Source organism: Pseudomonas sp. P4_D7, assembly GCF_056401755.1.
Window position 1 is genome coordinate 1 of sequence record NZ_JBFUIR010000128.1, and the last position, 2641, is coordinate 2641.

Genomic DNA, 2641 nt, shown 5'->3' on the forward strand with positions numbered 1-2641 from the left:
GAGTGCCCCACTCGCTACGCCTGAGCAAGAAGTACAACCAGCCCAGTGCCGCGCCACCGTGGCGCATCAACTGGAACGAAAAGGGTTCCAGGATCGACGCAAGCAACGCCATGCCAAAACTCGAGGTCGTACTGTCGCCACTCCACCGTCGGTACAAGTGCACGGACCAGGCCTGAAACGCCAGATCGATGGCGATCTTGCCCAGGATGATGATCAACACTGGCAGCACGATCGCGACATGGCCACCAAAAAGAAAGGCGAGCAGCAGGAAAAAGGCTGTCAATCCATAGAGCGGCTGCACTGTGTCGAAAGCCTTGACCGGCAGCATCAGTGTGCCGATCAGGCCGTAACGCCGGTTGCCGATCATGCTGCGATACCAGTACTGCGTCTGCAGAAAGCCGGCGAACCAGCGTCGGCGCTGACGCAGAAAGCTGGGCAAGGTGCTCGGCGCGTCCGTGCGCGCCCTGGCGCCGCCGATCACGCGTACATCCCAGTCCAGACCACGATCCAGAGCATAGCGACGCAGCCGGTGAATCAGCTCATAGTCCTCGACCAGACAATCCGGATCGAAGCCACCGACCGTCAACAATGCGTCGCGTCGAAAGCACGCAAAGGCACCGGAGACCAGTAGAAGACTATGCGCTCGCATCCACGCATAGCGGGAAATGAAGTTGCGCATGTATTCATAGGTCTGGAACCACTGAAAGAAGCGACCGCTGGCCGTGCGACTGCAGACCGGCGACAGCAAACCTGCTGCGACCACCAGGTTTGGGGATCCGGCGAACGCACGGGACATCGCCGCACATGCGCCCGGTTCGAGCAGCGTATCCGCATCGACGGTCATCACCGTGTCGGTCGTCATCAAGACGATGGCCGCATTCAAGGCGCGCGCCTTGCCACCGTGCGGCATGCGCAGCCAGCGCAATGCGGGGAAGGACGGACTTGGTTCGCTCAGATTGCCCTTGCCAGGGTCAACCAGACCGTAGCGTTCAGCGAGAAGCGCGGCAGTACCATCAGTCGATCCATCATCGGCAATCACAATCTGCGTCGGTACGCGGGTCTGGCCGAGCAACGCATTGAGTGTGATCGACAATACCGCCGCCTCGTTATGCGCGGCAACCGCCACGCCAAGCGTCGGCTGGGGGCCACTGGCCGCAACGGGTGACGGCCTCATGAGCGAGAGTGAGTTCCACGCTACGAAGACCAGCAGCAGCGTGTCGTAAATGACATACGCAATGCCGGTCGACCAGGCAACGACGCCATGCAGGAAGAATGCCCGCGCGAACAACACGATCCACAGCGCCATCACGCCGCCGTGAATCAGCACACTGATCAAAGGTGTGCGCACGGGCGAGAGGCGCGGCGAGGTCAGCGCCCGCGCGCGATCGAGAGCAAGAAGTGGCGTTTCCATCAACATTACGGAAGCATCCGTCCCAAGACCGGATGGCGGTCGATCCACTGGTGTTTGAGCGCGCCCAGAATGTGCAGTGCCAGCACCGCATACAGTGCATAGCCGCATAGCGTATGAAGTGTGCCCAACTGCGTATGGACCTGTTCTTGAAAGCCGGGTTCGAAATGCATCAGAAAGCCGATGCGGGGCCATGGCACCACGCCGAACAGATACATGGGATGCGATGCGGCAGCGCTCCACGCCGAATCGTGCATCCAGCCACTGAGTGGCAGCGCGAAGATCAGCACGTAAAGTGTGATGTGTGCGGCGTGCGCCGTAGCCTTTTCCCAGCCAAGGAACGCGCCCGGAAGCGGCGGYGGCCGATGCGTCAACCGCCACAGAACGCGCAAAACGGCCAGCCCAAGCACCGTGATGCCGATGGATTTGTGCATGTCGATCACCACTCGCGCACCCGTATCCGACAATATCGAGCTCGGCAGCAGCGCGGCGCTCAAGCCGAGGGCGACATTGGCGATGATCAACAACGCGATCGTCCAGTGCAGCAGCATGGCGATATGGGTATATCGAGCCCTGTCCTCAGTCAGCACATTGGTTGAAGGCTCATGCGCTATCCTTGCGCGAGCGCTTGGTTCAGTGGGTTCGGAAGATTTCACGATAGTCCGCAATAAGGGCCGTAACGGTCGAACGCCGGTTAGTGCCTGGCCCAACCCAGATGGTTGTATCGACGGCGATCTGCGCCGTGCACTGAACCCCCATGTGCATCAGGGCACCGATGGCCCCATGCCGTGCGCTACCTACGTTCGGCGCCCCTACATCCACACCTGCCACAGATCGGGCGGCAGGATGAATGCCTCACCGTCGTTGTCGACGAAGCTCAGCGCGCACGTCATCAGCCATCGCGCCTACCTCCTCCACAGCCTTGATCAAACGCTCTGCGGACACGCCAAGCGACCGAGACCAATATTTCAGGTCCTGGGCTTCATGCACGTTGATCAGTGTCGGGTCCGTGGGGCCGCGCTGGAGTTTCGTAACATTCATCGTCTGAGCCTCTTCAGGAGAAGCATGCGCTCCCGCGAAGCTGCGCGCGTCAGTGCTGCGTCATTTGCCGTTGACACATCCATCATGGTGAGGCCAAAGGCTTTGTGTTCTGCTCGTCGCGACACTGCCGGGCTTCCTGTCCGACATCCCAACGGGAGAGACCGCATGGGTTGGAACGACCACATCGATAAC

Annotated in this window: 3 protein-coding genes; all 3 read right to left on the bottom strand. The window is 60.6% G+C overall.

Features of this window, described 5'->3' with window-relative positions:
• Window positions 1-1417, bottom strand: a 1417-nt coding sequence (locus AC1DVF_RS28935) for a glycosyltransferase family 2 protein (protein WP_477783587.1), incomplete at its 3' end; no start/stop codon positions are given.
• On the bottom strand, window positions 1417-2064 hold the full coding sequence (locus AC1DVF_RS28940) for a cytochrome b (RefSeq protein ID WP_477783588.1): 648 nt from the start codon (window positions 2062-2064) through the stop codon (window positions 1417-1419). The genes AC1DVF_RS28935 and AC1DVF_RS28940, both read right to left, overlap by 1 nt.
• A 199-nt stretch (window positions 2065-2263) precedes the next feature.
• Entirely contained in the window at window positions 2264-2449 is a 186-nt protein-coding gene (locus AC1DVF_RS28945; RefSeq protein ID WP_082878933.1) for a DUF3606 domain-containing protein, read from the bottom strand.
• Window positions 2450-2641: the final 192 nt, after the last annotated feature.